A 26,558-nucleotide genomic window follows, 5' to 3' on the forward strand; every position below is an offset into this window, starting at 1 on the left:
TGTTAATATTCAAAATATAAAGGGTATTCGTCGTATGGAAATGGAGGGAATGGAGGTTTTTCCAATCGATAAGGATATTAAAGAAATATTTTGTTCACACTTGAAAAACAATAGGCACCAATTCGTAGAGAACTGGAAAAACAAAATGATAATTTCCGAAAAAGATCCATTTAAACTAGAAGTAGTTCAAAATGGAGAGGATTTACTAGAGTTAATTATCGAACTTACTATGGAAGATAAAGATATAAATTATCTTCAACCGTTATGTGAGAAAATTGCTATTGAACGTGCTGGAGCAGATGCGAATATTGGAGATTTTGTTTATAACGCAAACGTGGGAAGAAATGAACTTTTCGAAGCGATGTGTGAATTAGATGTTAGCGCTCGTGAATTGAAACCAATTATGGCAAAAATACATACTTGTTTTGACAAATTAATTTATTATACCGTTTTAAAATACTCGGAAATTATATCGAAGAATTTAGAGGAAAAACAGCAATATATTAACGAAACACATAAAGAAAGGCTGACGATTTTAGGGCAAATGTCAGCTAGTTTTGTACATGAATTTCGTAATCCGCTTACTTCCATTATGGGGTTTGTTAAATTATTAAAGGCGGATCATCCGAGTTTATCGTATTTAGATATTATTTCGCATGAATTAGATCAATTAAATTTTCGTATTTCGCAATTTTTACTCGTATCGAAAAAAGAAATGTGGAATGAATCGGAACGGTTTTGGCTTAATGACTTGTTTCAAGACATTATACAATTCTTATATCCGAGTTTGGTCAATGCGAATGTTTTGATTGAAAAGAATTTACCGTATCCAATTCCGCTTGTTGGTTATCGGAGTGAAGTGAGACAAGTATTTTTAAACATATTAATGAATTCAATTGATGCTCTTGAATCAATGAAAGAAGAACGAAAAATTATCATTGATGTATTTGAAGAAGATCAAGCTATTCGAATTGTGATAAAAAATAATGGACCAATGATTCCAGCTGAAAATGTAGAAACGATTTTTGAACCATTTGTAACTACTAAAAAGTTAGGAACTGGTATTGGATTATTTGTATGTAAACAAATTGTGGAAAAACATAATGGATCCATTATGTGTCGATCAGATAACGATTGGACAGAATTTCAAATTGCATTTCAAAAATAAACAGTCTACACCAAATGAATGGTGTAGACTGTTTTAATTTGTGAGTATAACGGCTTCTAATTTAGGATCTTTAGTTGAATAACCTACTATTGAAATTGTATAAATAACATTTGGTTCAACATTGAATTTTGGTATAGTCAATAAAACGTTTTTATTATCTGCTAGTGAAATTTCAATATCTGCTGTACCAGGGCTAACTTGCAAAAAATCTGTTATTTGTTTAAAGAGTACATTTTCAAATAAATGATCCCCATCTTTTAAATCTACGTTTACAACAGGGGTATCTGGAGAGAAATGTGCAAACCGTATTTTGGCTTGACCAGCTGGTAAATGTGTATTATCAAGTATAGGCTGTAATTGTAGGTGATTATCACTATTTATTGCAGCAAGAGTATAAGTATGATTTCCCATTATTGGTACCAACGCTGAAAAGATTGGAGTTTCATTTCCGACAGGAACAATATCTATACGGTATTTACCTTGCACTAATGATAAATAAGGGCTGAATTGCTTAAATGAAATATTTTTAATAACCTTTTGTCCGTTTACTAAAATGTCAACCGCTGGTATATTTGGATCGGCATGAAAAATTCTTATATGTGACGGTAAAGCAGCTTCTTGTGAGTCTCTTGTTTCATACGCCTGTACAAGTTTTGATAGTGCATCGTAATATTTCATATATAATTCTATATATTTTTTAGGATTACGAAACTGATAGTAACGTGCGAGTTGTTCGTATTGTGTAACTTCTTGTCCATATTTTTCGATTTCAGATTGAGACATGAACATTCCTCCTTTGTCATCATTAAAACTATATGCGAAGCAAGAAAGCGGTTATGCAAAAAAATGATTTTATAAAGGGAAAATTAAAAATTGACAACAAATATGTTTTCATAAAGAGGTGCTGGTGCTTACGAGAATTTCGCAGAGTAAAGCAGTACATATGACTGTACGAAAGTAAAATAAATGCCAAATTGAAAGTGCATTTCAATTAACATATTGAATACATGTCCAAAAATCGCTAGAAAACTAGGGATTTTTTTAATTATAGGCAAATACACATACAAAGTGATAATTGTCCTACATAAATTATAAAGGAAAGATACTTTGAATCTGAGGAAAGGAGTGCCACTTCGGGATAGGGATATCCCGATAGTAATTGTGAATGAAGTTATGAAAAGGTTTTGTGTTATAGGCTGTAGGATGAATTTGTAAACTTCATTTTTCTATTTATTTTAGCAATTGACAGTATTAACCCATAAGAGAGCGTCATGACGAACTGATTAGTGTGGTTAATCGGTTCTTTTTTTATAGTTTAAAACTGAAAAGTTTACATAATGAATAGGAATCTGAATTGATTAGTAAGGTGGGTGTCGAAATTTGTTTTAAAATATGCAATTTAAAGTAGGATAATAGGAAGGAGTTTAACGGGAGTTCCGTCGAAGTGTACAGAATGTCGGCATTTAAGGACAGCTGGCATTATGCTATAAAAACATTTGGTGATGTAGTCATTTCATATAAAAAGGAGGGTTATTTGGGCGTATAGAAAAGGGTTGGTCTTCGTTTTTTAGTTCTGAATTTTCTGTTTTATAAAAATTTTTAAGCACTCATTTGTATATTTTATAATAGTTTTTTGATAAATTCACTGCTTTTGCAGAGGATTCTTTTTTATGAAAGAAACGTCAATTTTCTTCATATATATATACAAATTGGAGAAATGGGGGAGCGCTATGCGCGATTACTTAATTAAACCACTTGTTGGTCAGCCGTATCCAATGATTTCACATGGAAAAGGTGTTTATTTGTATGATCAAAATGGCAATAAATATTTTGATGGTTCGTCAGGAGCAATTACGGCAGGTATTGGGCATGGCGTAAAGGAGATTGCAGACGTTATTAAAAAGCAAGCTGAGGAGATTGCTTTCGTTTATAGATCACAGTTTACGAGTGAACCAGCTGAAAAATTAGCGAAGAAGTTAAGTGATTTAAGTGTAGGAGATTTGAACTGGAGTTTTTTTGTAAATAGTGGTACGGAAGCGAATGAAACAGCTATGAAAATTGCAATTCAGCATTTTCAAGAGCGAGGTATTCAAGGGAAACATAAAATTTTATCAAGATGGATGAGTTATCACGGTATTACGATGGGTGCTTTATCGATGTCTGGGCATCCACTACGTAGACAACGTTTCGTATCTATTTTGGAAGATTATCCGACTATACCAGCTCCATATTGTTTCAGATGTCCTGTTCAAAAGGTATATCCAACTTGTCAGCTGGCATGTGCGACTGAACTAGAAAGATCAATTGAAAGAATTGGTGCAGAGCATATTGCTGCTTTTATTGCTGAGCCGATTATCGGAGCAGCTGGAGGCGCGGTTGTTCCGCCGAAAGACTATTATAAAGTCATTAAAGAGATTTGCGACCATTACGATATTTTATTTATTGCGGATGAAGTAATGACTGGGCTTGGTCGTACTGGAGCATGGTTTGCGATGGAGCATTGGGGCGTAGAGCCGGATATTATGACACTTGGTAAAGGGTTAGGAGCGGGATATACACCGATGGCAGCGACAGTTGTAAGTGATCGTGTTATGGAACCAATATTACGTGGATCACGTTCAGTAATGAGCGGTCATACGTTAAGTGCAAATCCATTGTCTGCAGCAACGGCTTTAGCTGTTATTGAATATATGGAGAAACATAATCTTCCTGAAAAAACAGCAGAAAAGGGAGAGTATTTAATAAAAGGCTTACAGAAAGTTCAGCAACAATCGACAATCATTGCTGATGTGCGCGGAAAAGGGTTGCTAATCGGAGTAGAATTGCAACCGTTTACAAAAGCGTCAGAGCTTATTTCAGTTGCAGCTAAAAATGGTCTGCTTTTATACCAAGCAGTTTCAGGGCAAGCAGGAAAAGAAGATAGTGCACTGCTTGTAGCACCGCCAATGACAACTACATATTCCGAGTTAGATGAATTACTTTCAATTTTCTCTAAAAGTGTGGAAGAGATGATGCAAAAAGGAGGGCATAGTATCGCATGACAACTATTACAAATACATTCGGTAAATTAAAAGAAATTGAGGAAGTAATTTCTTTGTTCCATGATGATATGACATTGATGTTTGGGGGATTTGGAGGGATTGGATCCCCTCCATCTTTAATACAGGCAATTTTAGAAAAAGGCGTTACAAATTTAAATTTAATTGGAAATGACACTGGATTTCCTGATGTAGGTATCGGTCGTCTTGTTACAAATGAAAGAGTTAAATCAATAATTACTTCTCACATTGGCTCCAATCCAAATGCAGGAAGGCAACTAAACGAGGGAAGGTTACAAATTGAGTTTTCTCCGCAGGGAACATTAGCAGAGCGTATTCGCGCTGGTGGCGTTGGTCTTGGTGGTGTTTTAGTTGATGTTGGTGTTGATACGATTGTGGAAGAGGGAAAACGAACAGTTGAAATGAATGGTAAGACTTACTTAGTTGAAACAGCATTAACTGCTGAAGTTTCAATTGTATATGCGAAAAAGGCAGATCCGTTTGGTAATCTTGTATTTGACAAAAGTGCACGAAATATGAATCCCCATGTAGCTATGGCTGGGGATATAACAATTGTAGAAGCAGAAGAAATAGTCCCGCTTGGAAGTTTAGATCCAGAGGAAATTGTCGTTCCAGGTGTTTTCGTAAATTATATTGTACCGTCGGAAGGAGTGAACTGGAAATGGGTATGGGCGTAGAAGTGAGGGATAAGATTGCTAGGCGTGCGGCGAAAGAAATACAAAATGGTATGATTGTAAATTTAGGTATTGGCATACCATCGCTTGTACCAAATCATTTGCCTGACGATATAAATGTTATGTTTCATGCGGAAAATGGAATCGTCGGCATGGGACCAACGCCAAGTAAAGGGAATGAAGATGAAAATTTGTGTAATGCAGCAGGTTTACCAACTTCTCTTATAACAGGAGCGAGTTATTTCGATAGCTGCACAGCGTTTGGGATGATTCGAAAAGGTTTGCTAGACATAACGATTCTTGGTTCATTACAAGTAAGTGAAAATGGTGATTTAGCAAACTGGATTGTACCTGGAAAACGTGTTCCAGGTATTGGTGGAGCAATGGATTTAGCACAAAAAGCGAAGCGGGTCGTTGTTGTGATGAATCATGTTGATAAGTACGGAAATGCAAAAATTGTTTCAGAGTGTACATTGCCATTAACTTCAAAGAAGTGTGTAGATTTAATTATTACTGATATGGCAGTCATGGAGGTAACTCCGAGTGGACTTATATTACAAGAATTAATGAGCCCATACACAGTAGAAGATGTAAAACGACATACAGAAGCTGATTTTCAAATTAGTTCTAACTTACTAGTAATTGAATGAAGGGAGATGTAATATATGGAGCAATTAAAAAAGCAAGTTTGTGATTATATTGAGAGCCATGAAGAGGAAAGTGTGAAATTTTTAAAACGATTAATTCAAGAAAAGAGCGTATCTGGTGATGAAAGCGGTGCGCAGGCAATTGTGATTGAAAAATTACGTGAATTAGGTTTAGAGCTCGATATATGGGAGCCTTCTTTTTCTAAAATGAAAGATCATCCTTATTTTGTATCACCCCGTACAAGTTTTTCAGATAGCCCAAATATTGTAGCAACTTTAAAAGGAAGTGGCGACGGGAAATCTATGATATTGAATGGGCATATTGATGTAGTTCCAGAAGGGGATGTGAATCAGTGGGAACATCATCCTTATAGCGGTGAGAAAATCGGAAATCGTATATATGGCCGTGGAACGACGGATATGAAGGGCGGAAATGTCGCACTTATGCTTGCGATGGAAGCGATTATTGAATCTAACATTGAATTAAAAGGAGACATCTATTTTCAAAGTGTAATAGAAGAGGAAAGTGGCGGAGCAGGGACATTAGCAACTATATTACGAGGATATAAGGCAGATGGTGTCATTATTCCGGAGCCTACTAATATGAAGTTTTTCCCGAAACAACAAGGTTCCATGTGGTTTCGTCTACGTGTAAAAGGGAAAGCTGCACACGGTGGAACGCGCTATGAAGGGGTTAGTGCAATTGAAAAAAGTATGTTTGTTATAGAACATGTAAGAAAGCTAGAGAAGAAAAGAAATAGTCGAATTACAGATCCGTTATTTAAAGAAATTCCGATTCCAATTCCAATTAACATTGGGAAAATTGAAGGAGGGAGTTGGCCAAGTTCTGTTCCCGATGAATTAATTTTAGAAGGAAGATGCGGTGTTGCGCCGAATGAGACTATAGAGGCGGCAAAAGAAGAGTTTGAGAATTGGATTGCTGAATTAAATGATGTGGACAATTGGTTTGTTGAAAATCCAGTAGAAGTAGAATGGTTTGGAGCGAGATGGGTTCCTGGTGAACTAGAAGAGAATCATGAACTCATTACGACACTTCATCACAACTTTGTTGAAATCGAAGGGAACGAACCAATTATTGAAGCATCTCCGTGGGGGACTGATGGAGGTTTATTTACACAAATTGCAAACGTACCAACAATAGTATTTGGTCCAGGAGAGACGAAAGTAGCACACTATCCAAACGAATATATAGAAGTTGATAAAATGATAGCTGCCGCAAAAATTATTGCATGTACATTACTAGATTGGTGTGAGGTGAAAAAATGAAATACTATGAATCTTTTAGAGAACAGACGAATTGTTATACAGTAGAAGGTGTTTTAGATTATTTTAATAAGCGTATTCGGGTAGATCACTATACAGGAAATGTTGAAAGTATTATACAGACAATTGACGAACTAGCAGAGAAACATTCTTTCACTAAATGTATTATTAAAGGAAAGGGAGAGCATGTTTCAACATGGCTCTCTTTCGGTTTTTTGTTGGAAGCAACGATACCTCATTATTTTCAAGGACACGATGCATACTTTTTTGTGAAATATAATAATGATGAAAGACGAAATAGTATGCATTGGATTGAGGAAGATACTATATTAAGCGGTGTAAAAGGAAAAGAAATAAAAGAAAAAGTAGTTCCAGAGAAATTTTTGCTGAGAAAAGCGACTGAAGAAGATGCAGAAGAATTAGCAACTGTATTCGGAAAAGTATTTGAAGTGTATCCGACACCTTTAAATGAAGCGAGTTATGTATTACAGACGATGAAAGAAGACGATACAATTTACTACGTGTATGAATTTGAGGGGAAAATTATTAGTACAGCATCTGCAGAAATGAACATAAAGGAAGGGAATGCAGAATTAACGAATTGTGCTACTTTACCTGAATACCGTAAACATGGATTTATGAAAAGTTTACTAATTAAATTAGAGGAAGAACTTCAAGAAAGATCTATTTTCTGCTCCTATACAATTGCTCGATCGCTTTCTTTCGGAATGAATGCTGCCTTTCATCAATTAGGCTATACGTATACAGGAAGACTGGCGAATAATTGCTACATTTTCGATAAGTTGGAAGATATGAATATATGGGTGAAAGATCTATCTAGCTATTCGAAAGCAGTAAAACTTCCGCCTCAAAATTTGGCTGTAAAGCAAAACAGTTAGGTGGAGCTGGGTGTTTGAAAAAGCCGTACTAATTAGAGTTTCGAGTTATCTAATGAAAATATAAAATTGATTAAAATTATAGAACGGAATCGTCATGCTTACAATCGCACATAGGTGTGCCGAAAATTCGGCATGTAATTGCTGGATTTTCGGCAAAAGGGGGGATGACATTGCTAGCAGTTTCGACACAAGAAGTCATTGAAGCGATTTTGGGCAGTATTGATGAGGCTATACACGCTGTAGATGAAAATGGAATTACAATATTTTATAATTCTGTAGCTGCAAAACACGATGGATCGAAGATTGAAAAAGTGTTAGGGAAACATCTGTTAGAAGCGTTCCCGTCTTTATCAAGGGAAACGAGTACATTGATGAAAGTACTAGATACAAAAAAACCTATCGTACATCAGGTACAACATTATCAAAATTTAAATGGTGAAGATGTTTGTACAGTAAATACGACGTTACCTATTTTTATAGATGGGAATATTGCTGGGGCTGTTGAAATTGCAAAGGATTACTCTACAATTCAAAAGCTTACTGACACAATTGTTGACTTACAGTCGAAAATAAAGCGATCATCTAGAAAAAAAGTGATTAAAAAGCACGCTGCATTTGAGACGATAGTGACAAATGATACGCGGTTTAAACAGACGAAAGAGTTAGCACAAAAAGTAGCACCAACAGACGCGAATGTTTTAATATATGGTGAAACAGGAACAGGAAAAGAACTGTTCGTACAAGCAATTCATGAAGCTTCTAAAAGAAAAAACAAGCCATTTATTGCACAAAACTGTGCAGCTTTACCAGAGTCGCTATTAGAAAGTTTATTGTTTGGAACGACAAAAGGAAGCTATACGGGAGCGATTGAAAGAGCTGGGCTATTTGAACTTGTTGATGGTGGGACATTATTTTTAGATGAACTGAATTCAATGCCTCTTGATTTGCAGGCAAAAATGTTACGAGTGTTAGAAGATGGAGTCATTAGAAGAATTGGTGATAATAAGACGAGAAAAGTAGATGTTCGTGTTATTACCGCGATGAACCAGCCTCCAGAAATATGTTTACGAGAGAATAAAATTCGCACTGATTTATATTATCGCTTAAACGTATTTTCATTATATATCCCACCGCTTCGTGAAAGAACTGAGGATGTACTATTATTAGCATCTTATTTTTTGAAAGAATATAATAAAAGTTATAAAAAAGGTGTACTTCAAATTGATGAGGAAGCGAAAGATAGACTGCAAGCTTATCAGTGGCCTGGAAATGTACGGGAGTTAAAACATACGATTGAACATGCTGTTATTATTGCAGAAGGGAATACATTAACAGCCAATTGTTTACCACGTACATTTCGGAAAGAGAAGTTTTCGAAGAAGAAGGGTATAATGCCACTTAGAGAAGCACTTCATCAAACAGAAAAAGAATTAATAGATCAAGCGTTGATTGAAACGGAAGGGAATATATTACAAGCCGCAAAAATGTTGGGTATCCCTCGTCAAACGCTTCAATATAAACTGAGCAAGTACGACAAAACCGCCGAATAATCGGCGGTTTTTGTGTGTTTGCACCAATAAAAGAGCGTTTACATATATAAAAAGTAATGAATATGATGTTAAGTATTGATTTCATACAACGCTTAAAAATATTTTTTCGCTTATGTAATAGGGTTCTCCGCACATTTACTTATCAACAATGTAAAGTTGGCATAACTATTGCTTATATAAAGGATGAGCGTATAAAAAGGGGGAATAGCAATGTTACATGATGTATACAAACCAAATCGTCACTGGAAGGATATCGAATTATGGAAAGATGTTACTGAAGAGCAATGGAATGATTGGGTTTGGCAATTAACGAATACGATCAAAACGTTAGATGACTTAAGAAAAGTGATTAACTTAACACCTGAAGAAGAAGAGGGCGTTAAAATTTCAACGAAAACGATCCCGTTAAATATTACACCGTACTATGCTTGGCTAATGAATCCTGATGATCCACGCTGTCCGATTCGGATGCAATCAGTACCGATTTCGGAAGAGTTATATAAAACAAAATATGATTTAGAAGACCCACTTCACGAAGACGAAGATTCACCAGTTCCAGGGCTAACACATCGCTATCCAGACCGTGTACTATTCTTAGTAACAAATCAATGTTCTATGTATTGTCGTTACTGTACACGTCGTCGTTTTAGTGGACAAATTGGAATGGGTGTACCGAAGAAACAATTAGATGATGCAATTGCTTATATTCGTGAAACGCCACAAGTACGAGATGTATTAATCTCCGGTGGTGACGGACTTCTAATTAACGATAAAATTTTAGAATATGTATTAAAAAATTTACGAGAGATTCCGCATGTTGAGATTATTCGTATCGGAACGAGAGCACCAGTAGTATTCCCACAACGTATTACAGAAAACTTATGTAACATTATTAAAAAATACCATCCAGTATGGTTAAATACACATTTCAATACATCTATTGAAATTACTGAAGAATCGAAAAAGGCATGTGAAATGTTAGCGAATGCTGGTGTTCCAGTCGGAAACCAAGCAGTAATTTTAGCTGGTATTAACGACAGCGTTCCAATTATGAAAAAACTTATGCATGACTTAGTAAAAATCCGTGTACGTCCATACTACATTTATCAATGTGACTTATCTGAAGGTATCGGTCACTTCCGTGCACCAGTATCTAAAGGTCTTGAAATTATTGAAGGTTTACGTGGACACACATCTGGTTATGCTGTTCCGACATTCGTTGTTGATGCGCCAGGTGGAGGCGGTAAAATTGCACTTCAGCCAAACTATTTAATCTCACAAAGTGCAGATAAAGTTGTACTTCGTAACTTTGAAGGTGTTATTACGACGTATCCAGAACCAGAGAGCTATATTCCAGGAAGAGCGGAAGGATACTTTAAAGAGATTTATCCGAACTACGAAGAAAAACGTTCAGATGTTGGTATCGCAGGTCTTATGAGCGATAAGAAATTTAACCTCGTTCCAGACGACTTACAGCGTATGAACCGTCGTAAAGACTACGAAGATAATGATACTCATGCATCTTTAAAAGATAAACGTGATAAGCGCGATCAATTAAAAGATAAAAAATATCAAGCACAAATGGCTAAGTTAGAAGAAAACGACAAAAAAACTGAGGGTGATGCAGTATGAATTGTATGTGGTGTGACAGTACAGAAGCGAAAGAAAGCTTGAATACTGTATATTGGGAATTACCAGATGGTACGAAAGCCATTGAAATCCAAGAGACACCATGTATTTCTTGTTCCTCGTGCGGGATGGACTATCAATCAGACCATACAGTAAAAGAAATTGAAGATCAATTATTCTTAATTTACACGAAAGATTTACCAAAACAACTAACATATGAAGAATTAATGGGAAGACCGCGTCTATTAAAAAGAAATTATTTCGACTTTTAACCAGCTTTTATGCTGGTTTTTTTCTTTTTTGCCTTGTATAATGTACCCAAGTTAGAAAGGTAGGGAATATTTTTGAAAAAGACATTTTACCATTATATGATGAAGCATCGTGCAGCTTTATTTAGAAATGAAATTTCAGATTTAGCAGAGGCGATGTATGATGATTTAAGTTTTCCGAAGCAATCTGAAGACTATGATGAAATTAGTTCATACTTAGAGTTGAGCGGAATGCTAGAAAGTATGTCTATATTTGATGAAGCCTGGGATTTATACATACAAGATAGATAAAAACTATTTGAAAACATACAGAATACATTACTTTATTTAAAGTGAAGTATTCTGTATGTTTTTTTATTATGAAATTTGTTGATTTGAAGCTAGTCTAGTTACTAGCTTTTGTTTGAGTGTAATGTAAATTTTATAAGATTATATTTTTTATTGAAAAAATTTATGAATATAAGCTTCTGTGATAAGCGTTTTTATGTAGGTTGCATATACTGATATCAAAATCACGACGTCAAAAAAAGGAGAGATAGAGATGGCAAGAAAAAAACAACCTAAATACAACGTAGGGGACATAGTCGTGATTACGCTATATGGAACCGTTGGGAAAATCACAAATATGAAGGTTTTAGATGGAGTTTATGTATACGAAGTCAATAATCACGATGGGTTTTACGTAGAGCAAACATTGCAGCACGTTACAGAGCAAGATATGAAAAAGGGCGATACGGAGTGGATTGAATTAAATTATAATTTCACGTTTGGTGATCTTGTGCAAGTAACTGGATATGATAAAGATGTTTTCCGTATTGTTGGTTTTCGTACAGAAGTATGGAGATATAAGAATGACGCATGGGAAGATACAATTTATGAATTGTCACGGATTACGGATGGTGAATGGTTAGAAGCGGATGAATCAGATTTAACGTTACTCGCCAATGCTCAAACGGCAAATGCAATTTTGAAGAAAATGAAACAAGATAAAGCCGGTATGAATAAATTAGATTTAGGAAAGTTAAAGTCAATTAACAACTCGAAAAAAGTGAGTGTTAAGACGAATCGTCAAGAAATCATTGATGGATTACTTGATATTTATAACGATTATCAATTATTGTTCGATACATTTAAAGATGAAGAATATAAAATTGTAATGGATGTTGTTCATAATTATTTAGTTAAATTGACAGAGAAAAAATAGTTAACTAGAAAGAGAGAATAAATTGAACAACAACATATGCAGTATAAGGTATGCCTACAACTATTAAAAAAATAAAAAGCCACTTTATAAGAGAGTCTGCCCATTGATCTTCATGCATGAACTCTTCTTTTGTTTGTCCTACTTCATATTGATTTTCCATTATTATTTCCCCCTTTGAATAGCTTGTACTACAATCGTATGCATCTCGTCCAAAGCTTATGACCTATAAAAAAATAAAATCTATTTTTCTAATCTCATATACATAATTTTGAGATTTTTTCATAAAACAGAAATAAAGGAGTGATGCTCATGAAGGAAATTGAAGTCGTGATTGATACGGAAGAGATTGCGGAGTTTTTTTATGAGCAACTAATTGAAAGAGGGTACGTCCCAAAACGAGAAGAAATTGAAGATCTCGCAGATATTACATTTGAGTATTTATTAGAGAAATGCATGATTGATGAAGTTTTTGATGAAGAGGATGAATGAAAGTAACGACGGGCATAACTCGTCGTTTTTTACTCTTTACAAACCTGTCACAAATATAGTCAATAATTATTGGTATAATGAAAAGGAAATTTTACTCAAGAGGTGAAGGAATGTTCAAAAAAATTATTGATTCTTTATTAGGAAAGAAAAAATATCGTTCGTATTCAAGTAGTGATTATCGTCGTAGAGGGCGCTCGTATTCAAGTAGCGATTATAAACGACGTTCATCTGGTTATGGACATCAACATTATAAAAGAAAACGTAAAAGCCGTAGCTTCTTTTCAAGTAGCTGATGAAATGGCGTCGTGTACTAGCATTATTTGATAGACCACTGCGAAAAAATACAATTGTTGCAGAGCGTTATAAAATTGAATCAGTAATTGGAATGGGCAGTTATGGGGTTACATATGTCGTTAATGATTTACAAATAAATAAATATAAAGTCTTAAAACAATTAAGACAAAGTAAACAAAGATATGAGTCTGGTAGAAAATCATTTGAACAAGAGAAAATGATCTTACAAACATTAAATCATCATGCAATTCCTAGTCTATATGATCATTTCCTATGGGAGAAAAAGAGCTTCTTTGTGATGGAGTACATGCCTGGTAAAAATTTTGAAGATTATATTTTCATAGATGGGTATGTATATACAGAACGTGAAGTTTTTGAGATTTTATATGAAATATTAGAAATTGTATCGGTGTTTCATAGTGAAGGCATTATTCATCGAGATTTACGCATTCCAAACATACTAATGAAAGAAAATCAAATTAGTATTATTGATTTTGGATTGGCTAAATGGAAAGGTGAGGATGATGAGCGAGCTACAACTTACGAAGGTGAACAAGCTTTGATGCGAGAAGTTCACTTTCGTAGCGACTTTTATGCGCTCGGTCATTTCTCATTATTTTTATTATATGCAGGATATGAATCTAATGAAAAACAGGAAAAACCATGGTACGAAGAATTAACTTTGGAACATTATAATCGTGAAATGCTTATGCGAATGTTACAAATAAAAACGCCGTACTATGAGAATGTACAAGATTTAAAACAAGATGTAGCTTCTGCTTTAGAAAGGATGGAGACTCCATGTTTCAAAAGTTTTTAGCAAGCGTTGGTATTGGAAGTGCAAAGGTAGATACTGTTCTTGAAAAAGATGAGTATATTGTTGGGGAAGAAATAGTTGGAAAGGTTCATATAACTGGAGGTTCAGTTAGCCAACAAATTGAAAGCATTTACTTAACATTATCGACGTCGTATGTACGAGAAGTGGATGATAAAAAAGTAACAGCAACATATGATTTAGAGCGAGTACGCTTAACAGAACCTTTTTCTGTAGAACCGAATGAAAAAGTTGAAATTCCATTTTCTTTTCCAATGCCAATTGAAGCACCACTTACACTTGGTATGAAAACGGTTTGGATTCATACAGGTCTTGATATTAAGCGTAGTATAGACCCAAGTGACCGCGACTACGTTCAAGTGTTACCTAATGCATTATTAAGTAGTGTTTTAGATAGTGTAAATGAATTAGGGTTTAAAGCACGTCATATAGAATGTGAAGAATTACCGCATCGATTACGTAAGCAAGTTCCATTCGCACAAGAATTTGAGTTTATTTCGGTTTCTGGAGAGCATTATGGGAAATTAGATGAATTAGAATTATTAATCTTGCCACGTGCATACGACCGACTAGAAATTATTATGGAAGTAGATAGAAAATCCCGTGGTTTAGCTGGATTATTCGCTGAGGCGCTTGATCTTGATGAGAAGGTGATTCGTTTTACCGTAACAAGAGAAGATATCCCTGAGATGAAGCAAAAAATTAATAATTATATTTTTTAATAAACTATGCATAAAAAAGAAATGGAGAGGAAAACTAAAACAACCGCTCCATTTTTTTGCATAGTGAGGTTATGTATGTGAAACGATATCGACATTTATACTTGCTAAGTTTTACGTTACTCATTTGTTTTGTCGTATTATCACTTTCGTATCATACCGCTTGTATTGAGAACTTTGACAATATAGTCGCACATTTTATTCAAAGCTTTCGAAACGATTATTTGACGACCTATTTTACTTGGGTGTCTTTTATCGGTTCCAAAAGAATATATTTTCCATTACTCATTATTCTTGTAATGTATTTTCTCGTTAGAAAAAAGTTACTTAGTGCGTTACTTCTAACAATTAATTACTACGGATCTCGTTATTTAAACAGTATGCTTAAACTATGGTACGAACGAGCAAGACCTGATGTCACGCAGCTTGTTACTGCAACTGGATATAGTTTTCCGAGCGGTCATACGATGAATGCTACTGCTTTTTTAGGATTTATTGCATACGTCACAATTACTGAAGAGCGTATTTCGTTGCATAAAAAATTGTTAATTATTCTTATAGCAAGCTTTGTTGTATTATCTATTTCAGTTAGCCGAATATATCTTGGCGTGCACTATCCATCTGACATATTAGCAGGATGGGCAGCTGGCGGTAGCTGGCTCGTTTTATGTGTTATATTCCATAAAACGTTCATAAAAAAAGAACCTATGTCATAATAGGTTCTTTTTTCATTGGCTCAACATGAATGTGTGCATGGTAAATTCCAAATTTTTTGCGCAGCATAGCTTCGATGTTGTCGGTAATACAGTGACTTTCTCCAACATCCATGCGAGCATCTACTTCAATTGTAATATCAACGTACGTTTGATTCCCATACATACGTGCTCGAATATCTACAATGTTTTCCACACCGCCAATATGCTCAATAGCATCAGCGTATTCTTCCATTTTATCAGGATCAATTCCATCTGTTAGCATATGAGAAGATTCTACGAAAATCTCCCATGCAGTTTTACAAATAATAAGACCGACAATTAAAGCGGCAATAGGGTCTAAAATAGGCATTTGGAACTGAGAACCGACAATACCTACTACGGTACCAATACTTACGAGTGCATCTGATAAATTATCCTTTGCAGCGGCTTCTAATGATTTACTTTTTGTTCGTGCTGCAATTTTTTTCGTATACAAATACACGCAGTACATAACGACAGCAGAAAATAAAGCAACCCATGCAGCGAGTACATTAGGCGCTGCTTGTTTCGGATTTAAGAAAGATTGAATGGCACTAATAACAACTTCTAATCCGACTGTTGCCATAATGAAGGACGCAACAAGTGATGCGATTTGTTCGGCACGCGAATGCCCATACGGATGATCTGGGTCACGAGGTTTACGAGATATTTTTAGACCAATTAATATCGCTAAAGAAGCACCGATATCCGTTAAGTTATTTAAACCGTCAGCGCGTAATGCGCTAGAGAGGGTAATATAACTGATGATGATTTTCATAGAGGATAAAAATATGTAGGCCATAATGCTGACAATAGCACCTTTATCAGCTTCTTTATGAGAAAGAGTATCCATTTTAATCACTCACCTTTCTTTAAAGGAATTTCTTTCTATAAATAGAGTATCAAACGAAAGTCGTGTGGGTCTATACAAACATTGTTGACGTTTTATAGCTTTTTAAGAAGGGGATAACAAAGTTTCGTAAAGGAAAAATATGTTGAAAAGTACAAAGTCAAGGTGTGAACCTAATTGGAGTTTATTTACTAAAGAGATAGGAGAGTAGATGGATGAGGAAACGAATACTTTTCTTACTACGTATTATTCTTATCATGACAAGGTGTAATTCATTAAACGATGAAAAACTTCAAAAGATAATTGTGAAAATAGATGAAAACCCTCTGAAAAATATTTTCCAGAGGGCTTTCATTTTAGTATGCTTCTAAAAACTCAGTAACTTGCTCTTCTGTTTTTGCATTAGCACTATGTAAGTGGCCTAGCTTCTCACCGTTTTGGTATACAAGTAAACTTGGAATACCCATTACTTGATACTCTTCAGCGATACTTGGAAACTCATCTTTATTGATAGAGTACCATTCAAATTTATTGAACTCTTCCATTACATCTCCGATAAAGTTGTCCATACGTACGCAATCTGGGCACCATGTAGTAAAGAACTTAACAACTACAGGCTCCTCGCTTGCGATGATGTCTTTGAATTCTTGTTCTGTTTTAATTTCTTTCATAAGTAAAACTCCTTTCAATATCACACGAATTTATATGCAAAATTCGTATTTGCAAACATGTTGCAAACTTATTATTTGTTTTTTAGTTTTGTAGTTCGTTCACACTTATAAAATTATATGTAACATGACTGCGCTACTAAGTGTGAAAATAATGGAACCTCACTTTTCTTTATAAGCTTTTTCCAGGATTGTGTCAAACTTTTGAATTTTATACAGAAATTAAAGAAGCCCACACTTTGATTGAGTATGGGCAGAGTGACTAAAATTAATCGCTTATTAATTTCGAATAGATATTTAAATCGATAAGCTTTCCAGCTGATTTTTCGCTCTTTCTCAGAATCCCTTCTAGATTAATTAACTTTTATTATACAAGAAAATAACTACATTGAACAAAAGCGTTAATTGGAGGTAACGAAATGACAAACTCATCAATTGAATATTGCGTTCAGTGTGATTAAGAAAGTCTAGTGGTAATAAGTCAAGAGTAAAACAAGACTGATTTTTTCTAGGTGCAATTTTTTAAAGCATACGGAAATAGACCCGACCAAAAATGCAATTTTTTCGGGCCGTTTTCCAAGGGTGCATCAATAACCAAGGGTTATTTTTCTATCACGCTCCTTGGTGGCGTGTAGAGTTGATGGTTACGTAGTAGCGTATCCACCAGACGCACAAATTTTCTTGCGGTTAAGACGATGGCTCTTTTGTGTTGATGTTTGGGTGTTTCGTTGTATTTCTTTTGATAAAACACTTGATATTCAGGCAAATATCTTCTTACTGAATTGGCAGCCTCAACTAAGTAATAGCGAAGATAACGATTGCCTTGTTTGGTTAATGGTGTATTCTCAGACTGATAATTGCCTGATTGCTTGATTTTCCAACTTAATCCGGCGTATTTAGCTAGTTTTGTTTGATCTTCAAAGCGTTGAATTTGTCCAATTTCGGCAAGTAATCCCGCAGCGTAAACTTTGCCAATACCCGGAATACTTGTCAGACATTGATACTCTGGTAAGACAATGACGAGCTGTTCAATTGCCTTATCAAGGTCTTTGATACTAGCTTCTAGTGCACGGATTTCACGGGCAAGAACACTCAAAATAATATTGACAGATTGTTGAGCCACTTCACCTAAGCGGTAAGACATCGTAATGGCGCGTTGAATTGTTTTCGCTAATCCTTCCGGATTTTTAAATCGACCGTTTCCTTTTTCTTGAAGTAAAGAAGCGAAATCTGTTAAAGGCATATGGGCTAACTCATCCAATCCATAATCTTCTGTCATTAAAGACAGTAAGGTTGCGCCAAATACAGAAGAAGTCGTTTTACTATTTTTCAATTCGCGCGTGAGCGCGTTACATTTGTAAGTTAAATTTTCAAGAAAATGCTGTTTCGTTTCTACAAGCTGTCCAATTAGTTGATAACGTGTTCGAGTTAAGCGTTGTAGCGCCATATATTTCTCTTCTTTAATTGGAGAGGTAGTATACCGTTGGATTCTTAAAAAGTCAGCGATTCGCATCGCATCATTTTTATCGGTTTTATCTTCATCAAATATTCGGCTGAATTGTTTGATTCGAAAAGGATTTTCAATTGTAACGACGGTATTGATACGTTGTAGTTCTCGATCCTCGTTAAAAAATGTTGCAGGGTGAAAACTATACATAGAGGTGGACTCCATACCAATCACAATTTGAGAAAACGAGTAGACCTTTTGAAATGTCAAGATTTTTTGTTTGATTTGGCTGGCACCTTCTATGTCATTACCTAGACTCTCTTCCAGAAGGATTGTCAACTTATCATCGTCTGATAAAAAACAAACATCTAGTTTTTCAGAGCTGACATCTAAACCAACAAATAATTTCATTTGGAAGGACCTCCTTTCATGAATAATTTAGAAAATGCTTCGATACTGTGGGATTTCCCAGAAGCTCATTGCGTAACCACAACCTCGCCTACAAGAATACAATGACAGCTTTTTGGGGGCTACCTTTTGAACTACTATTCAAAAGCCCAATTCGCTATCGAAACAGCTAGTGTGTTGGTAGTGATAACAATGGCTCGGGTAACAGACTTAGTATCGTAGACACTGCTACAGGGGTGATAAGCAAATTCCCGATGGATCCTTTCCATACATCCATTGTATCTGAGAAATTCAACAGTATCGAAACAAATTCCGTAAGGAATCTTTTGGTATAGTTTAAGCTTTACATGAGGGTGATTTAAAAACAGAAAGCTTTATCTAAACTATATTTTACGAGTGGTGTATAAAGATGGGACGAGATGAGAGTTACTTCCGAGCTAAAAAAAGAGTAGATAATTTAAAATCATTTTACATGCATTTAACCATTTACATACTAGTCAATCTGATGCTTTTTTACTTTTTAAGTAGTGAATTAGCTATTTTTTATTTTATAAAGAAATAACTCCGAAGCTCATATCCTTTCATGATAATATAAGGTGAAGAAGAGGGCCTTCCCTCTAATTATTAGTACACACTAATAAGGTTTTACGGGTAGTTAATTTTTTATCTAACTTCCTCGTATGTACTGAATTTTAATGTGAAAATGTTCGTTAATAGGAGATAAAAGAAAAAAGAGGATATATGAATGCTTGTATTAGGTTTTATATTAATTGGTTTAGGTGTTTTTATTGTTTGTCTGACTGTAATTGATGGAATCAGAGAGACAAAGGAACATAGTTTCAGTGGGTTTAAAGATTTTATTATTATTGTGCTGGTGCATATTATAGAAATAATCAGTGATTTATGGGGATTCCGATTGCTATTTATATTGATAGGATTGGTTTGCATCGGATTTGGCGTTGCTATTTTAATAGTGGAATTGTAGTGGAAGATAAGTAAAGGGCATCTAATTAAGATGCCTTTTTATATTAATTCCAAAAATTGAATAAGGTTAGAAATTATATGGTTGTAATGGGAATTGAGGGATATGAATAAAAAAATTTTATCCCGCTATTTGTCGGGCAGTAAATACCTCCACCTCAAAATTCAGCGGAAGCAAAGAAGTTAGGTGGGGTCGGGCTGCCAGTAAAAGCCCGATTGGTGAGAGCTGATTAAAGTTTCACTTTATTAGGGATTTGCCTTAAACATTTATTACAGTCAAGAATATTTATAATAATATGAACTAAAAAAGGTCCAATTTTTGTAATGTTGGAGGGGATTATTGTGGACATAACTCAAAGCGTATCAAGAATAGTGGTTAATGGGAAAGACCTTTCTTTCACTTCAGTTCAAACCTCTGCATGGAATCATGGACCTGTAAATGATTTAATCGTTACGACGAATCAGAGAGTGAATGAGCTTTATCAATTCATGTGGTCGCAAGTACCGGTTACGATTTCGGTATATTTCCTTCAAGGAGCGGATTTACTTAGGTTCGTTAGGGTTGCGGGAATTAATGAGCGTGTAACAGGAGAATATGTATATCATTTCATTTGGTAATAAGAAGGAGTCAAAGTAGTCTAGCAGCTACTTTTTTATTTTGTCATTTGAATATAAGCGAGCGGACTAGCTTTATAGTACCCACTGAAATAAAGAATCATAATATAATTTGTAATAACTTATACGGGAAGGGAGCTGAAAATCATGTTTTATTCATATTTTAATTCTGAAACTGGTATGCGACCAGCGTATGGTACATCTATAACGTATAGTGGAGCACAAAGTACAGTCCAAGCTATTCAACAAGCATTGCAAATGCAACAACAATTGCAAATGCAGCAGCAAGGTGTACAACCGTATTATTCATCCGTAGAGTATTTTTACCCAGTACATCATGTTACACCGTACGGAAGTTCTTTTCTTACTATTCCATATGGAACTGTATACAACTTATAACTAATAAGGAATGCAGTGGTGTATATAAATAAGGGTGCAGGTTAATAGCGCCCTTATGAATAATAAAAATAGCTAGTCCAAACCTTATAAATCAATCTTACATAATATGTAGTAATAAGTTTGAAAGGGGAATTAGTATGTCTTGTTATTACTACTGTAAGTATTGTAAGGAGTATAAAAAGAAGCATCATGATTGTTGTAAGAACACTAGTAAGTGCCATGATAACAAGGACAATCTTGTTAGAGCATCCGCATTTAGAGCTAGAAATACAGTAAATCAAAATGTTCCTGCTAATACTTTTGTGAAAGTGTTATTTCAAAATGAACAATTTGATTTAGCGAATGAGTATAATCCAGCAACATCTATTTTTATGCCGAAGACTAAAGGTGTATATTCTATTATTGGAACGATTGGTTTCTTTCCAAACGATCCAACTTTAAATTATAGAGCGCGTGTAGAAATTCGTGTGAATGGAAACGCAGCGATAGCTATAGATAATGACTTTTTTGGTCCAATAAGTTTTGGAAATGTCGTAAGTGTTTCGACGATTGTTCAATTGAATGCAGGGGATGAAGTTGAGATTTATGCACAAAGTAGTATAGATGGAGTTTTAAGTCCTTTAGAAGATGGTGCACATTTTGAAGCAGCAAGATTTCCTTCTCCAATTAAATAAAGTCATTAAACAATGAGTTTGCAGAAGCTTAAAGGTAAACCCTCACCGAAATGGTGAGGGTTTTTTAATCTATTAAAAATAGTAACAGGTCGTCCAAGCTATTCTAATCTATATAGCATACTATGTAAAAATAAGTGTAAAGGGGGACTAACTATGTCTTATTATTACTGTAAGTATTGTAAAGATTACAAAAAGGAAAGTCATGATTGTTATAGGAAAAGTAGTAAATGTGATAGGAAGTATGTAAAGGTGAAGTGTTGTGATGATAAGAAAGAGGAGCTTGTAAGGGCATCGGCATTTAGAGCTGTGAATACAGTTAATCAACCTGTTCTAGCAAATACTCCTGTTAAAGTATTATTTCAAAATGAACAATTTGATCTAGCGAATGAATATAATCCAGTAACGTCGATTTTTACTCCGAAAACTAGAGGGGTATATAGTGTATTAGGAAATATAACATTTTCTCCAAATGATTTTAATGTAAATTACAGAGCTAGAGTAGAAATTCGTGTAAATGGCAATCCGGCAATAGCGATAGATAATGATTTCTTTGGAACAGGAGTATTTTTTAATAATGATGTTTCCGTAACTACTATTCTTCAATTAGAAGCAGGAGATTTAGTTGAAGTTTTTGCAGAAAGTAGTATTGCTGGCGTAATTGTACAAAATGTTAATGGTGTAAATACGGTTCACTTTGAAGCGGCAAGATTTCCTTCTCCAACTAAATAAAACTGATTATTAAATGTTTTTTAGTAGGTTTAGTTAATCCCCTTACCAAATGGTGGGGGATTATTATTGTTTTTCTAAAATATATAAGTAAATAGGTAAAGCGTAGTTTAATTTGTAGGGGCTTCAACCTTCTTCAGATAATAAACAGAATAATAAGTAACATGCTTGTAAAAACACATTGTTAGTAAGTTTACTAGTTTTCTTATAGAACAAGAAAGACGGAATACATAAAAGATCGTATCATTATGTTTTTTCTTTACTATATAGAAATTATATATTGAACATAGATTTGTGTAGGGAATGCTAATACACTGAAAAGAATAGCATAAAGGCGATTACACTATATAAAAACAAAATCAATCCTAAGATGAGTAGTATTGGATGCAACTTGAACATATTTGACCTCCTTGAGTATATAAAGAATTTTAATATATTGTTGGTCAATTTAGAAGGGGGACGGTTACATAAAAAAAGAGCATACATAAAAAGTACGCTCCAAAGAAAGATAGGTTTTATGAGTGGATAATCTCCATACGATAATATATGTTCTTTTCATAAAAACGTGTAAAAAATCAATGAATTATCAATGGAATATCATAACATGAGTAATTTTAGTCTAGGAATGCAGTTATTTTCTTTCTCGGTTATTTTAGGTAATAAAGTTGTGAAAATCGTGCATTATGCGGACTAACAACGGGATAGCGATCGTACTTCCGTTACATATTTCTTAAAGTCTGGGTATTGCGTGATAGTTTGACATTTAGGGGTGCATAGTTGATTAATTATAGACACATTTGTAATTACTTCGTTACAAGGACCGAAAAATGTAATTTTTAGCTTTGAATTTGGTGGGATTTTGAACACGATAGGTTTTTTTTCCATGAAATCAGCTCCTAATATTGAGTATTATAATTTAATGGATATAGAGTCGTATTAGTATAATATGAAATTTCAGTGGATTTGCTTATAATAAAGAATTTTATAGTAGTAAAAGTGCTTAAAGATGTAAAGAGGAAATTGAGAATGGGAAATAAAATGTTTAATTAATATAATCAATAAATACGCAAATGGTTAATATAACTAATGCATTTTTTTGTTTGTTACATATTATGTTAGTAAGAATGGTATAAGGGGGTAGTATAAAATAGTGGAAGAAAATGTACAAGCTCAGCTTTCGCCACCGTGGATCACATATTTTAATGAATTAAAAAATTCAATAGGTGCTGATCCAACTGTTACAGTTGGGCCGCTTATTCCTGTTGGTGGTAATTATATTATTTTAGTGCATGCGTTAAGCAACGAAAAAGCGAGAGCATTAGCAACGCTTTTAAAATCTTTTGTACAATTTGGGAATGTAAGTGTGACAGTTATTGTAACGAATAATGAGAATGAAATTGTAAATCCATTTCCTTGTCCACTAGATGCATTTGAAATAGCTCATTTATTTCAAGTAGCACTAGAAAATAATCCTTATTTTGAACAAGTTGTGGTACAGCCTCAGTTCCCTGGCGGACCGAATGTTGTTTTTCCGGTTTTCGCTGCGGAAGTCATTCAGTTTTTCAATGACGATATTTCTAACTTATGTCAAACGTTTACAGGTGTTGCGGCCAATGTGTTTCGTGATGTAATGAATGATGAGGTTTGTGGTATCCCAATTCTATTTTCCACAAGTTGTGTTATGAGCAGTGAAAACTCACAATTACAAAATACAGATTTAGCACCAAAGTTGTTTTATTAAACTGTAAAAAGACATTTTCAGTAATAGAAAATGTCTTTTTTATGCACCAATAGTGTTCAGGTTGGAAAATTGCAATTTAATAGGAGTAAACTTCAATTAATTAAAATTTTTCTAAATCTCAAATTTCATGTAGAGGTAGTAATTTTGACTTAAGAATATATAGAAAATGAGGGATGAAATTTTTTAGTTGAAAGGAAATCGATACTGAAAGTTATAATTTAATAATACAGGAGATTTTTTTTAATATCTGTAAAAATGATTGATAGGACGAGATTACATAATAAATGAATAGTAGGGTATATTTCGAATGTTTTATGTGGCATACATGTTAAAGTTGATAGAAATATTTCTGAAAGAGAATATATTTTGAAAAACAGTAAAGATTCTTTTTATTTATATTATAGATAGCTAGTTTTAGAGAGAGGAGGCTTACAATAAAACAAGCTATGAATAAGACATTCAAAAGGAGCTGGAATGTATGGGGTATATTGTAGATATTTCAAAATGGAATGGAACTATTAATTGGGATATTGCAGCATCTCAGCTAGATTTAGTGATTGCTAGAGTTCAAGATGGCTCTAATACGGTGGATTTTATGTATCAAAATTATGTTAGTGAAATGAAAAAGCATAGTATCCCATTCGGTAATTATGCTTTTTGCCGTTTTATATCTATTGCTGATGCAAAGAAAGAGGCACAAGATTTTTGGAATCGTGGTGATCAATCAGCTAAGTTTTGGGTGGCGGACGTAGAAGTTCAAACGATGGCAGATATGCAAGGCGGGACACAGGCATTTATTGATGAATTACGCCGTTTAGGTGCGGAAAAAGTAGGATTATACGTAGGGCATCACACGTATTTATCATTTGGAGCATGTAATATTGAAGCTGATTTTGTATGGATCCCTCGTTATGGAGGGAATAAGCCAGCATATCCATGCGATATGTGGCAATATACGGATTCAGGGAATGTTCCTGGGATTGGGAAATGTGATCTGAATCGATTAGTAGGAAATAAGTCACTTTCTTGGTTTATAGATTCCAACAAAGCAAATCAATCTAACATAGTGTATACACAGCAACCGAATGGCATTGGTATTGCAGTTTCGAAATATCCTGATGGATACGGAATAAATTTATATGAAACTCCCATGACCCCTCAATTTACAGGTGCACTCACTCAGAAAATTCCATATTTAATCTTAACAGGTTATTGGGGAGGCGGTGAGCAAGATATGATTTGTTTAGAGAACGATAAGCAGTGGGCATATTTAAAACATTTTAATGTGAAATGGTTTTATGCAACTTCGAAATATCCTGTCGGTTACGGAGTAAATTATTATGAAGAGCCTGAATGTATGAATTATAAAGGGAATATAGATGGATCGACATCTTTTCGAGTGTGGGGTAGAGTGGGAAATGCGGTAGATATCGGGCAGAATAGTTGGATACCTGAAAAACATGTAATTATTAAGTAACTATAGCGGCAGTATTGTTTTTAAGGAGTATGTAAAGAGTCTTCTTACTATACATAATAGTAAGAAGACTCTTTACGTTTAAAAATGAAAATACATGATACATAGTCTACTCATATGAAATGAATTACATGTAGAAAACACACTGTTTTCACAATGACTGTGTATAGTTAATTTGCATAATGATAAAAGTGAGGTATTTGAATTGAAAAAGAAAAAAATATTTATTGGAACAATTATTTCATGCGTGATGCTAGCATTATCTGCATGTGGTTCCTCAGACAACGTAGTAACATCAAAAGTAGGGAATGTTACAGAGAAAGAATTAAGTAAAGAATTACGACAACAATATGGAGAAAGTACTTTATATCAAATGATGTTAAGTAAGGCATTGTTAGATAAATATAAAGTTTCAGATGAGGAAGCAAAAAAGAAAGTAGAAGAAGCAAAAGATAAAATGGGTGAGAACTTTAAATCGACTTTAGAACAACTTGGATTGAAAAACGAAGATGAATTAAAAGAAAAAATGAAGCCAGAAATTGCATTTGAGAAAGCGATTAAAGCAACAGTTACAGATAAAGATGTGAAAAATAACTATAAACCAGAAATGAAAGTAAGTCACATTTTAGTGAAAGATGAAAAAACGGCTAAAGAAATAAAGGAGAAAGTAAATAATGGTGAAGATTTTGCTGCCTTAGCAAAACAGTATTCAGAGGATACTGGTTCAAAGGAACAGGGCGGGGAAATATCTGGTTTTGCTCCTGGGCAAACAGTGAAAGAATTTGAGGAAGCTGCGTATAAATTAGATGCAGGCCAAGTAAGTGATCCGGTTAAAACAACTTACGGTTACCATATTATTAAAGTGACGGATAAAAAAGAATTGAAGCCATTTGATGAAGTAAAGGATAAAATTCGTAAAGATATAGAACAACAAAGACTACAAGATACGACAGGTAAATGGAAACAACAAGTAGTCAATGATTTATTGAAAGATGCTGATATTAAAGTGAATAATAAAGAATTTAAAGATACATTTAAATTTCTAGAAAAGAAATAATGACTGTAATCATAATTAGAAAAGGGAACTCATATAGAGTTCCCTTTTCTAATTAGTGTGTGAG

At 34.4% G+C, this 26,558-nt stretch carries 30 protein-coding genes and 1 pseudogene; 25 read left to right on the top strand and 6 right to left on the bottom strand.

Annotated features, from left to right (window positions below):
• Window positions 1-34: 34 nt before the first annotated feature.
• Window positions 35-1,168: a BA2291 family sporulation histidine kinase gene (locus MHH55_RS05475; protein ID WP_000425086.1), complete on the top strand. Its 1,134-nt coding sequence runs from the start codon at window positions 35-37 to the stop codon at window positions 1,166-1,168.
• Window positions 1,169-1,201: 33 nt separating this feature from the next.
• Here the strand turns inward: MHH55_RS05475 and MHH55_RS05480 are convergent, their stop codons facing one another.
• Window positions 1,202-1,951 carry a DUF4397 domain-containing protein gene (locus MHH55_RS05480; RefSeq protein ID WP_000083284.1) on the bottom strand — a complete coding sequence of 250 codons (750 nt, stop codon included), beginning with the start codon at window positions 1,949-1,951 and terminating at the stop codon, window positions 1,202-1,204.
• Between the two features lie 947 nt (window positions 1,952-2,898).
• Between MHH55_RS05480 and MHH55_RS05485 the strand changes: the two genes are divergently transcribed.
• The 10 genes from MHH55_RS05485 (at window position 2,899) to MHH55_RS05530 (ending at window position 12,383) form a co-directional block, all read left to right on the top strand.
• Window positions 2,899-4,209 (top strand): aspartate aminotransferase family protein, encoded by a 1,311-nt coding sequence (locus MHH55_RS05485; RefSeq protein WP_001205882.1) that lies wholly within the window; start codon window positions 2,899-2,901, stop codon window positions 4,207-4,209.
• Complete coding sequence (atoD, locus tag MHH55_RS05490; RefSeq protein WP_000208102.1) at window positions 4,206-4,904, top strand: acetate CoA-transferase subunit alpha; 699 nt, start codon at window positions 4,206-4,208, stop codon at window positions 4,902-4,904. Before MHH55_RS05485 ends, atoD begins: the two co-directional genes overlap by 4 nt.
• Entirely contained in the window at window positions 4,889-5,551 is a 663-nt protein-coding gene (locus tag MHH55_RS05495; RefSeq protein ID WP_000525278.1) for a CoA transferase subunit B, read from the top strand. Before atoD ends, MHH55_RS05495 begins: the two co-directional genes overlap by 16 nt.
• Before the next feature lie 15 nt (window positions 5,552-5,566).
• Window positions 5,567-6,835: a peptidase gene (locus tag MHH55_RS05500; protein WP_000436702.1), complete on the top strand. Its 1,269-nt coding sequence runs from the start codon at window positions 5,567-5,569 to the stop codon at window positions 6,833-6,835.
• Window positions 6,832-7,731 (top strand): putative beta-lysine N-acetyltransferase, encoded by a 900-nt coding sequence (gene ablB, locus MHH55_RS05505; RefSeq protein WP_000878594.1) that lies wholly within the window; start codon window positions 6,832-6,834, stop codon window positions 7,729-7,731. The genes MHH55_RS05500 and ablB overlap by 4 nt, the downstream gene beginning before the upstream one ends.
• Window positions 7,732-7,895: 164 nt before the next feature.
• Window positions 7,896-9,281, top strand: coding sequence for an arginine utilization transcriptional regulator RocR (gene rocR / locus MHH55_RS05510; protein WP_011110073.1), 1,386 nt, complete (start codon window positions 7,896-7,898; stop codon window positions 9,279-9,281).
• Between the two features lie 210 nt (window positions 9,282-9,491).
• Window positions 9,492-10,913: a lysine 2,3-aminomutase gene (gene ablA / locus MHH55_RS05515; RefSeq protein ID WP_000902142.1), complete on the top strand. Its 1,422-nt coding sequence runs from the start codon at window positions 9,492-9,494 to the stop codon at window positions 10,911-10,913.
• Complete coding sequence (locus tag MHH55_RS05520) at window positions 10,910-11,182, top strand: YokU family protein (RefSeq protein WP_000995763.1); 273 nt, start codon at window positions 10,910-10,912, stop codon at window positions 11,180-11,182. Before ablA ends, MHH55_RS05520 begins: the two co-directional genes overlap by 4 nt.
• Before the next feature lie 72 nt (window positions 11,183-11,254).
• The gene (locus tag MHH55_RS05525) at window positions 11,255-11,470 is read left to right on the top strand and encodes a YozE family protein (RefSeq protein ID WP_000750717.1); all 216 of its coding nucleotides are present in this window, start codon (window positions 11,255-11,257) and stop codon (window positions 11,468-11,470) included.
• 250 nt (window positions 11,471-11,720) lie between these two features.
• On the top strand, window positions 11,721-12,383 hold the full coding sequence (locus MHH55_RS05530; protein ID WP_000101499.1) for a hypothetical protein: 663 nt from the start codon (window positions 11,721-11,723) through the stop codon (window positions 12,381-12,383).
• Between the two features lie 4 nt (window positions 12,384-12,387).
• On the opposite strand, the gene MHH55_RS05535 is transcribed toward MHH55_RS05530, so the two are convergent.
• Entirely contained in the window at window positions 12,388-12,543 is a 156-nt protein-coding gene (locus tag MHH55_RS05535; RefSeq protein ID WP_000431486.1) for a DUF3930 family protein, read from the bottom strand.
• Between the two features lie 149 nt (window positions 12,544-12,692).
• On the opposite strand from MHH55_RS05535, the gene MHH55_RS05540 reads away from it, so the two are divergent.
• From MHH55_RS05540 to MHH55_RS05560, 5 genes are all read left to right on the top strand, one after another.
• Window positions 12,693-12,872: a YozD family protein gene (locus tag MHH55_RS05540; protein ID WP_000658451.1), complete on the top strand. Its 180-nt coding sequence runs from the start codon at window positions 12,693-12,695 to the stop codon at window positions 12,870-12,872.
• 110 nt (window positions 12,873-12,982) lie between these two features.
• Window positions 12,983-13,165: a hypothetical protein gene (locus MHH55_RS05545; protein WP_000473371.1), complete on the top strand. Its 183-nt coding sequence runs from the start codon at window positions 12,983-12,985 to the stop codon at window positions 13,163-13,165.
• Window positions 13,165-13,986, top strand: a complete 822-nt coding sequence (locus tag MHH55_RS05550) for a serine/threonine protein kinase (protein ID WP_000872054.1) — start codon at window positions 13,165-13,167, stop codon at window positions 13,984-13,986. Before MHH55_RS05545 ends, MHH55_RS05550 begins: the two co-directional genes overlap by 1 nt.
• On the top strand, window positions 13,968-14,723 hold the full coding sequence (locus MHH55_RS05555; RefSeq protein ID WP_000486628.1) for a sporulation protein: 756 nt from the start codon (window positions 13,968-13,970) through the stop codon (window positions 14,721-14,723). Before MHH55_RS05550 ends, MHH55_RS05555 begins: the two co-directional genes overlap by 19 nt.
• 77 nt (window positions 14,724-14,800) lie before the next feature.
• Window positions 14,801-15,436: a phosphatase PAP2 family protein gene (locus MHH55_RS05560; protein WP_000833370.1), complete on the top strand. Its 636-nt coding sequence runs from the start codon at window positions 14,801-14,803 to the stop codon at window positions 15,434-15,436.
• Here the strand turns inward: MHH55_RS05560 and MHH55_RS05565 are convergent.
• From MHH55_RS05565 to MHH55_RS05580, 3 genes are all read right to left on the bottom strand, one after another.
• A complete protein-coding gene (locus tag MHH55_RS05565; RefSeq protein ID WP_000380385.1) occupies window positions 15,426-16,307 on the bottom strand; it encodes a cation diffusion facilitator family transporter in 882 nt (293 codons plus the stop codon). The two genes, MHH55_RS05560 and MHH55_RS05565, sit on opposite strands and share 11 nt — an antisense overlap.
• Window positions 16,308-16,660: 353 nt before the next feature.
• Window positions 16,661-16,975 (bottom strand): thioredoxin family protein, encoded by a 315-nt coding sequence (locus tag MHH55_RS05570; RefSeq protein ID WP_000658787.1) that lies wholly within the window; start codon window positions 16,973-16,975, stop codon window positions 16,661-16,663.
• Window positions 16,976-17,573: 598 nt separating this feature from the next.
• Window positions 17,574-18,830 carry an IS110 family transposase gene (locus MHH55_RS05580; RefSeq protein ID WP_078188167.1) on the bottom strand — a complete coding sequence of 419 codons (1,257 nt, stop codon included), beginning with the start codon at window positions 18,828-18,830 and terminating at the stop codon, window positions 17,574-17,576.
• A 406-nt stretch (window positions 18,831-19,236) separates the two neighbouring features.
• On the opposite strand from MHH55_RS05580, the pseudogene MHH55_RS05585 reads away from it, so the two are divergent.
• From MHH55_RS05585 to MHH55_RS05610, 6 genes and pseudogenes are all read left to right on the top strand, one after another.
• Window positions 19,237-19,341: pseudogene (locus MHH55_RS05585) on the top strand (2TM domain-containing protein); the annotation flags it as partial.
• Window positions 19,342-19,572: 231 nt separating this feature from the next.
• A complete protein-coding gene (locus MHH55_RS05590) occupies window positions 19,573-19,812 on the top strand; it encodes a hypothetical protein (protein WP_000960640.1) in 240 nt (79 codons plus the stop codon).
• A 338-nt stretch (window positions 19,813-20,150) separates the two neighbouring features.
• Complete coding sequence (locus tag MHH55_RS05595; RefSeq protein ID WP_000355695.1) at window positions 20,151-20,426, top strand: hypothetical protein; 276 nt, start codon at window positions 20,151-20,153, stop codon at window positions 20,424-20,426.
• A 144-nt stretch (window positions 20,427-20,570) separates the two neighbouring features.
• Window positions 20,571-20,822: a DUF3947 family protein gene (locus MHH55_RS05600; protein ID WP_000500095.1), complete on the top strand. Its 252-nt coding sequence runs from the start codon at window positions 20,571-20,573 to the stop codon at window positions 20,820-20,822.
• Window positions 20,823-20,959: 137 nt separating this feature from the next.
• Window positions 20,960-21,496, top strand: a complete 537-nt coding sequence (locus MHH55_RS05605; RefSeq protein WP_001278088.1) for a C1q-like domain-containing protein — start codon at window positions 20,960-20,962, stop codon at window positions 21,494-21,496.
• A gap of 153 nt (window positions 21,497-21,649) precedes the next feature.
• Window positions 21,650-22,225, top strand: a complete 576-nt coding sequence (locus tag MHH55_RS05610) for a hypothetical protein (protein ID WP_000122943.1) — start codon at window positions 21,650-21,652, stop codon at window positions 22,223-22,225.
• A 687-nt stretch (window positions 22,226-22,912) separates the two neighbouring features.
• Here MHH55_RS05610 and MHH55_RS05615 read toward each other — a convergent pair.
• A complete protein-coding gene (locus tag MHH55_RS05615) occupies window positions 22,913-23,107 on the bottom strand; it encodes a hypothetical protein (RefSeq protein WP_000412555.1) in 195 nt (64 codons plus the stop codon).
• 265 nt (window positions 23,108-23,372) lie between these two features.
• Here MHH55_RS05615 and MHH55_RS05620 point away from each other — a divergent pair, with 265 nt between their 5' ends.
• The 3 genes from MHH55_RS05620 (at window position 23,373) to MHH55_RS05630 (ending at window position 26,494) form a co-directional block, all read left to right on the top strand.
• Window positions 23,373-23,963: a hypothetical protein gene (locus MHH55_RS05620; protein ID WP_000392281.1), complete on the top strand. Its 591-nt coding sequence runs from the start codon at window positions 23,373-23,375 to the stop codon at window positions 23,961-23,963.
• A gap of 478 nt (window positions 23,964-24,441) precedes the next feature.
• Complete coding sequence (locus tag MHH55_RS05625) at window positions 24,442-25,440, top strand: glycoside hydrolase family 25 protein (RefSeq protein ID WP_000540655.1); 999 nt, start codon at window positions 24,442-24,444, stop codon at window positions 25,438-25,440.
• Window positions 25,441-25,642: 202 nt separating this feature from the next.
• A complete protein-coding gene (locus MHH55_RS05630) occupies window positions 25,643-26,494 on the top strand; it encodes a peptidylprolyl isomerase PrsA (RefSeq protein ID WP_000727348.1) in 852 nt (283 codons plus the stop codon).
• Window positions 26,495-26,558: the final 64 nt, after the last annotated feature.

Origin of the sequence: Bacillus sp. FSL K6-2944 (assembly GCF_038005385.1) — a bacterium.
GTDB lineage: Bacteria > Bacillota > Bacilli > Bacillales > Bacillaceae_G > Bacillus_A > Bacillus_A cereus.